This is a genomic window from Pseudomonas sp. 10C3 (assembly GCF_036346185.1).
Lineage (GTDB): Bacteria > Pseudomonadota > Gammaproteobacteria > Pseudomonadales > Pseudomonadaceae > Aquipseudomonas.
Genome location: NZ_JASJVE010000049.1, coordinates 1 through 7396 on the forward strand (window position 1 = coordinate 1; position 7396 = coordinate 7396).

A 7396-nucleotide genomic window follows, 5' to 3' on the forward strand; every position below is an offset into this window, starting at 1 on the left:
GCATTGGCCACCGAGACGGTGTAGCTGATGCTGCCGCCTTCGGCCACGGTGTCGGACGCCGTCAAGGTGACGGCGGTTTTGTCGATGGTGTCGGTGATCTGCGTTACTGCGGGCGTCGGGTCGATGGTCAGTACCAGGCCCCCTCCGCCGGTGGTGCCGGTCACTGTGGTCGATATCTGGCTTGGATCTATGTAAGGCGTGTTGTGGTCCTGGATCTGGAGGGAGCTACTGCCCGTGGTCTGGCCGCCAGCGATCACGATGGTCTGGCCATTGGACAAGGTAATGGTCAGGTCGGTCAGTGGCGCCTGGGTTACGGTCGCGGTGTATACCAACGTACCGCCAGCTTCGGTCAAGGTCGGGGTGGCGGTCACGGTCAAGGTCGAGGCGCGCAGAGGTGCGCTGGTATCCACGGCGCCAGCGTTTTGGGTGGTCGACAGGGTAGAAAAGCCAATGCCTGCAGTGGGAAAACCGATTGTAGGGTTGACCACACCCGCCGTGGCATCCAGCACGACAAAACTATGGCCGCCACCGGCAGCACCACCACCAGCGCCTGCCGGGGTCGGGCCAGCGGCAGCCGCTTCAAAGTCTTGCGTCGGGTCAGCACCGGCGGCGATGGCCTGCTGCAACTCTGCAACCGAAGGCGCGGCTTGCGCGGTAGCTTCCGCCAGGTTGGTGGCTGAGTCCGGTGCATCGGCACTCCACTGCGTGTCACGGCCCAGATCAATGCTGCGGCCGTCCGCGAGTTCAAGCGTCACGGCACCTTCAGGCCCCGTCAGTGCTTGCTCCCCGGCAAACAGCCGATCCCCTTCGATGAGCACACGACGAATCCCTTCAGGGGAAACTGCGATTACTTGGCCAACAATGCTTTTGACGATGGCAACAACACTGCTCATTTGGGGGACTCTCCGGTTTTACCGTCAGTGGGTATCCATTATGCCGACCGGCTTTTTTATATGCCGCTTCGTAACGTGGAGTACTTAAGTGTTCAATTATATTCAATAGCGTTTGGTGTATGTTTGACGTCAAGTTATTAGCGTGTGTTTTTACGTTGCGTTGTAACCTGCAATACTGAACTGTCCAACTATGTTCGACGCATATTTGGCGTCAAATTATCAGCGTATGTTTTATATGTCGCGTCGCAACACACAGCACTGAAGTGTTCAACTATGTTTAACTATGTTCAATAACGTTTAGTGTATATTTGGCGTCAATTTACTAGCGCTCACTGTTGCAAAAATTAACTTTCTGCCAAACTATTGACCTATTCGGCGCCATCCTAAACAATCCGCTTCGTAATGTCACATTGATATTTAAATGGCAACGCGGCTTTCTGTTGTGTGATCCAGTTCCTATTCAGAACATTCCGACAACGGTCCATTTGATTGCCATTTTTCCGATGCAGCGGTCGGTTTTTGCTGTGTTTTGAAACCAGAAAGTCCTCGGGATATAATTTACATGCGTGCGTACTTCTTTAAGGCTCTTCCTTTCGCTCTGACCGCCAGTTTCGTCCAGGCACAAAGTCTGCCAGAGGCCATGCAGAAGGCCTTGGACGTTCATCCAGAAGTCCAGGCTGGAGTTAATAGCCGCCTTGCTGCTGACTACAATTTACGGGCTGCAAAGGGTGGCTATTTGCCGCGTGTAGATGTATTGGCCGGTTACGGGCGGGAAGGTTCTGACTCTCCGAGCTCACGTGTTAACACTAACGGCTGGGACACCATGAACCGAGGGGAGTCCAGCGTACGTATGCAACAGATGCTGTTTGATGGCTTTGCCACCAGCAGTGAAGTAGGTCGTCAGCAAGCCACCGTCAACTCTCGTGCCTATGCGTTGTTGAATACGTCTGAGCGTACAGCGCTGACCGTTGCACAAGTTTATCTGGACGTTCTGACCCGCCGCGAGATGGTGCGTTTGGCTGAAGATAACTTGAAAAGCCACGAACGGATCTTCGATCAGATCAGGTTGCGTACAACGCGTGGCGTCGGGAGAATGGCTGACATGGACCAGGCCGAAGCGCGACTGGCTCAGGCACGAAACAACTTACTGACCGAGCAGGCCAACTTGGCTGATGCTCAGACCAACTACCTCAGCGCCGTCGGCGAAATGCCCGATCAACTGAGCCCGCCACAAGGCTTTATCGCCTTGATGCCGGCAAATTTGAACGAAGCGCGCCAGCAGATGATCGAGAACAGTCCTGTTCTGCGCTCTGCTGAGTCAGACATTGCCGCCGCCGAGAAGCAATATCAGGCCGCGAAGTCGAATTTCTACCCACGTTTCGATGCGGAGCTTGGCCGCACTGCCGACAATAATATTGGCGGCGAACAAGGCCATAACAATAGCTGGGAAGCGATGGTGCGCATGCGGTTTAACCTGTATTCGGGTGGCAGCAACAAAGCGGACCTTGAATCCAAGTCCTACCAGGCCAATCAGGCGCTGGACATCCGCAACAACGCACTGCGCCAGTTGAATGAAGAAGTCGGCCTGGCCTGGAACGCCTACAACAACGCCAACGCGCAATTGCCGATTGCCCAGCAATACGTTGACCGCAGCAACAGTGTGCGTGTTGCCTACCAGCAGCAGTTCAGTTTGGGAGAGCGCACCCTGCTTGACTTGCTCGACAGCGAGAACGAATTGTTCACCGCTCAGCAGCGTCTTGTGCAAATCAAGAACCAGCAGCTTTACACTCAGTACCGCATCAAGGCCGACATGGGTCAGTTGCTTAAAAGTCAGGGTGTCGTAGCGCCGATGGCGTCAGTTGTGCAAAACGATATGAAACCGTCGGTAAACCTGCCAGGCATGAACTGATTCTTGACTGAGTCAGGTCATTCAATTGCTTAAAAGAGAGTGTCAGCGTGGATTCGGAATTAAGTGCAGTTCAACTCAGCCATGATCCTCGCAGCCAGCATGATGACCCGTTGCTGGACGGCCTGCTGACACTTTGCTCTCTACATCACAAGCCAGCCAGCCGGGCGATGTTGACCACCGGCCTGCCGTTGCCGTCGCAGCGGTTGAGTGCCGACTTGCTGCCCCGTGCGGCGGCGCGAGCCGGTTTGCAGGGGCGTCTGCTGCAGCGTCGTCTTGAGCAGATTCCTTCCATTGCCTTACCCGCCATGTTGTTGCTCAAGGACGCGCGTTGCGCGGTTTTGTTGGGTTGGGAGGGTGATACTGCGCGCCTGCTGCTGAGCGAAAGCGACGGTGGCGAGGTACACGTCGGCCGTGATGTGCTGACTGAGGATTACAGCGGTCGGGTGTTCTTTGCCCAACCGCAGCATAAATTCGACGTGACCAAGGGCTCGCTCATTCCTCGGGCGCGCTCCTGGTTTCGCGACACACTCAAACGCTCGCGCTGGCTGTACGCCGACGCGATTGCCGCCAGCCTGGTAATCAACTTGATTGCGTTGGCCGCGCCGTTGTTCGTGATGAACGTCTACGACCGCGTCGTGCCCAATCAGGCAACCACGACCTTATGGGTGCTGGCCGCCGGTATCTGCGGCGCTTACCTTTTCGACTTGTTGCTTAAGGGGCTGCGCAGCCTGTGCCTGGACCTGGCAGGCAAGAAGACTGACCTGATCATTTCGGCAACGCTGTTCGAGCGCATTGTCGGCATGTCCATGAAGTTTCGCCCTGCTCGTGTGGGCAGCTTTGCCCAGAACATCCACGAGTTTCAGGGCATGCGTGACTTTCTGACCTCGCTGACCCTGACCAGCCTGATCGACCTGCCGTTCACACTCATCATTCTGCTGGTGATCGCTCTGCTGGGCGGAAACCTTGTGTGGATTCCCATCGTCGCGTTTCCGTTGGCGTTGGGTATCGGTCACTTTTTGCAGAAGCCGTTAACGGCAACCCTGGAACGCACCATGGCGCTGGGTGCCGAACGCCAGTCGAGCCTGATCGAGACCCTCGCCGGTCTGGATGCGGTGAAGGTCAACAACGCCGAAAGTGAGCGCCAGTATCAGTGGGAGCAAACTATCGGCACCCTCAGCCGCCTTGAGCTGCGGGTCAAGGTTCTGTCTGGTCTGGCCATGAACATCACCTTGCTGATCCAGCAACTCGCTGGCGTGGCGATGATCATTTTCGGTGTTTACGAAATTATTGCCGGCAACCTCAGCATGGGCGGACTGGTGGCCTGCTACATGCTCAGTGGCCGTGCATTGGGGCCCTTGGCGCAGCTGTCGGGGTTGTTGACCCGCTATCAGCAGGCCAAGGTCACCATGGTTTCCGTGGATCAGATGATGGAGCTGCCGCAAGAGCGCAATTTCGACGAGCGCCCGTTCAGCCGTCAGGTCTTGCAGGGTGCCTTGGAGTTTCGCAACCTGAACTTTACGTATCCCAACCAGCAGACGCTTGCCTTGCAGGGCATCAATCTAGTGGTTCGCCCCGGCGAAAAAATCGGCATCATTGGCCGTAGCGGCTCGGGCAAAAGCTCACTGGCAAAATTGTTGGTCGGGTTGTACCAGCCTGACTCTGGCGCCTTGATGGTAGACGGCGTCGACATTCGCCAGATTGACGTGAGTGAGCTGCGCCACAACATTGGTTATGTGGCGCAGGACATTCAGTTGTTGGCAGGTACCTTGCGCGACAATCTGGTATCGGGCGCTCGCTACGTTGACGACGAAATGGTGCTGCAAGCAGCAGAGCTGGCCGGTGTGCATGAGTTCGCCCGGTTGCACCCGCAAGGCTATGAACTTCAAGTCGGCGAGCGCGGCCAGAACCTTTCCGGTGGCCAGCGGCAGAACGTTGCGCTGGCTCGCGCATTGCTACTCAGCCCGCCGATTCTATTGCTGGACGAACCGACCAGCGCCATGGACAACACCGGCGAGGAGCGCTTGAAGCAGCGCCTGCAAGCCGTCATCGAGAACAAGACCGTGATCCTTGTCACACACCGGGCCTCACTGCTCAGCCTGGTTGATCGCCTGCTGGTAATCGACCGCGGGCAGATTCTCGCCGACGGTCCTAAAGCCGCCGTCATGGAAGCGTTGAAGAAGGGGCAGATCAGTGTTGCTTAAGTCCGGTCCAGGCCGCTTCAAAGACGCAATTTTTGGTTACTTCAAGGGGTCTGACTCCCTCGACGGGCAACCGATGCCAGAGGTCGAAAAGGCCCTGATCGACGATGCCCCGCGCATCGTCCGGCTGACCATTTGGGGGATCATCGCGTTTTTCGTCTTTCTTCTTTTATGGGCACACTTTGCGATCATTGATGAAGTGACCAAGGGTGAAGGCAAGGCGATTCCATCCTCCAAGATCCAGAAAATCCAGAACCTTGAGGGCGGTATCGTTGCTCAAATCTATGTTCACGAAGGCCAGATCGTCGAAGCCGGCGCGCCGTTGGTGCGTCTGGACGACACGCGCTTTGCCTCTAACGTAGGCGAGACCGAGGCTGATCGGGTGTCGATGGAGCTGCGCGTAGAGCGCTTGAGTGCGGTAGTGGACGACCGGCCGTTGAACATCACGCCTGCAGCGCGCAAGGCAGTACCTAATCAGGCGGCCAACGAAGAGTCGCTGTACCTGAGCCGTCGCCAGCAACTGGCTGACGAGATAGGCGGTTTGCAGCAGCAACTGATCCAGCGCCAGCAAGAGTTGCGCGAGTTCAGTTCCAAGCAGGAGCAGTACCGCAACAGCCTGAGCCTGTTACGCCAAGAGATCGGCATGTCCGAACCGTTGGTCAAACAGGGCGCTGTTTCGCCTGTTGAAGTCTTGCGCCTCAAGCGTTCGGAAGTGGAAACCCGTGGTCAGCTCGATGGCACCACGCTGGCCATTCCTCGGGCACAGGCGGCGATCAATGAGGTGCAGCGCAAAATCGACGAGACCCGTGGCAGGTTCCGTAGCGAAGCGTTGACCCAGCTGAACGAGGCCCGCACTGACCTGAGCAAGGCCCAGTCCACGGCTAAAGGCCTGGAAGACCGGGTCAATCGCACCATGGTGACCTCGCCGGTTCGTGGCATCGTCAAGCAAATGTTGGTCAATACCGTGGGCGGCGTCATCCAGCCAGGCAGCGATCTGGCCGAGATCGTTCCGCTCGACGACACCCTGCTGATTGAGGCGCGCATTCGCCCGCAAGACATCGCCTTCCTGCACCCGGGTCAAGAGGCAATGATCAAATTCACGGCCTACGACTACACCATCTATGGTGGGATGAAAGGCAAGCTTGAACAGATCGGCGCCGACACTATCCAGGATGAAGAGAAGAAGAACACCTTCTATGTCATCAAACTGCGCACTGATCGCAGCCACTTGGGGACCGATGAGCACCCGTTGCTCATCATCCCCGGCATGATTGCTTCGGTCGACATCATCACTGGCAAGAAAAGCATCCTCAGCTACCTGCTAAAACCCGTGCTTAAAGCACGCGCTGAAGCGATGCACGAGCGGTAGCCGTGCGTCAGTCACCGAAAAAACATCAACCCATCAACGCACCACCCGGCCCGAAACAAAATGCGCGATATCGTTGTAACCCGGTGTAGACGAGTGCCCCGGTGTTACCAGCGAATCAATGAATGCTTCGTCTTCGGCAGTGATTTTCACGTCCATGGCTTTGATGTAGCCATCCCACTGTTGCTCGGTACGCGGCCCGACAATCGCGGAAGTGACGGCCTGGTTGTTCAGTACCCAGGCGATGGCGAACTCGACGATGCCGACGCCTTTGGCCTGGGTGTACTCCTGAATTTTCTGCGCGATACGCAGAGACTCGACCCGCCATTCGGTTTCCAGGATGCGTTTGTCCTGGCGCCCTGCGCGGGTGCTGCTGTCGGGGGTGACGTCTGGAGCGTATTTGCCGCTGAGCACACCGCGCGCCAGAGGGCTGTAAGGCACCACGCCCAAACCATGAAAAGCCGCAGCGGTGATTTGCTCAATCTCGGCCATTCGGTTGGTGATGTTGTACAGCGGCTGACTGATCACGGGCTTGTCCACCCCCATGCGCTGGGCGATATTCACGACTTCTGCGATGCGCCAGCCGCGATAGTTGGATAGGCCCCAATAGCGAATCTTGCCTTGGCGCAGCAGGTCGCCGATGGCCGACACCGTCACCTCCAGCGGCGTATCGTGGTCTTCGCGGTGCAGGTAATAAATGTCCACGTAATCGGTGCCCAGCCGGTTCAGGCTGGCCTCGATGCCATTGAAAATATGTTTGCGGCTCAGCCCGCTGGAGTTGGGCGCACCCTTGGCGGGACCATAGCCCACCTTGGTCGCTACTACCCAGTCATTGCGCCGTGATGCGATGGCCTCCCCGACTATTTCCTCGGAGCGCCCACCGCCATAAACATCCGCCGTATCGATGAAATTGACGCCCTGATCCCAGGCCTTGTCGATGATGCGCAGGGACTCTTCAGTACTGGTCTGCTCGCCGAACATCATGGAGCCGAGAGTCAACGTAGAAACCCGCAGGCCGGATTGGCCAAGA

5 protein-coding genes are annotated in these 7396 nt (G+C 57.1%); 3 read left to right on the forward strand and 2 right to left on the reverse strand.

Annotation, left to right across the window (positions count from 1 at the left end; translation table 11 throughout):
* The coding region (locus QN399_RS25905) for a retention module-containing protein (protein WP_330201901.1) at window positions 1-893 on the reverse strand (893 nt) is incomplete at its 3' end.
* Between the two features lie 562 nt (window positions 894-1455).
* Here QN399_RS25905 and QN399_RS25910 point away from each other — a divergent pair.
* The 3 genes from QN399_RS25910 to QN399_RS25920 are packed head-to-tail and all read left to right on the forward strand — an operon-like array spanning window position 1456 to window position 6369.
* Complete coding sequence (locus tag QN399_RS25910) at window positions 1456-2802, forward strand: TolC family outer membrane protein (protein WP_322177228.1); 1347 nt, start codon at window positions 1456-1458, stop codon at window positions 2800-2802.
* A 47-nt stretch (window positions 2803-2849) separates the two neighbouring features.
* Complete coding sequence (locus QN399_RS25915) at window positions 2850-5003, forward strand: type I secretion system permease/ATPase (RefSeq protein WP_322177229.1); 2154 nt, start codon at window positions 2850-2852, stop codon at window positions 5001-5003.
* Entirely contained in the window at window positions 4993-6369 is a 1377-nt protein-coding gene (locus QN399_RS25920; RefSeq protein ID WP_322177230.1) for an HlyD family type I secretion periplasmic adaptor subunit, read from the forward strand. The genes QN399_RS25915 and QN399_RS25920 overlap by 11 nt, the downstream gene beginning before the upstream one ends.
* A 33-nt stretch (window positions 6370-6402) precedes the next feature.
* Here the strand turns inward: QN399_RS25920 and QN399_RS25925 are convergent.
* Window positions 6403-7396 (reverse strand): aldo/keto reductase (locus QN399_RS25925; RefSeq protein ID WP_330201902.1); only part of this gene is annotated, 994 nt, incomplete at its 5' end.

Excerpts from the sequence above, each read along its gene's own strand:
- QN399_RS25910 (WP_322177228.1), top strand. The coding sequence starts at position 1,456 with ATGCGTGCGTACTTCTTTAAGGCTCTTCCTTTCGCTCTGACCGCCAGT.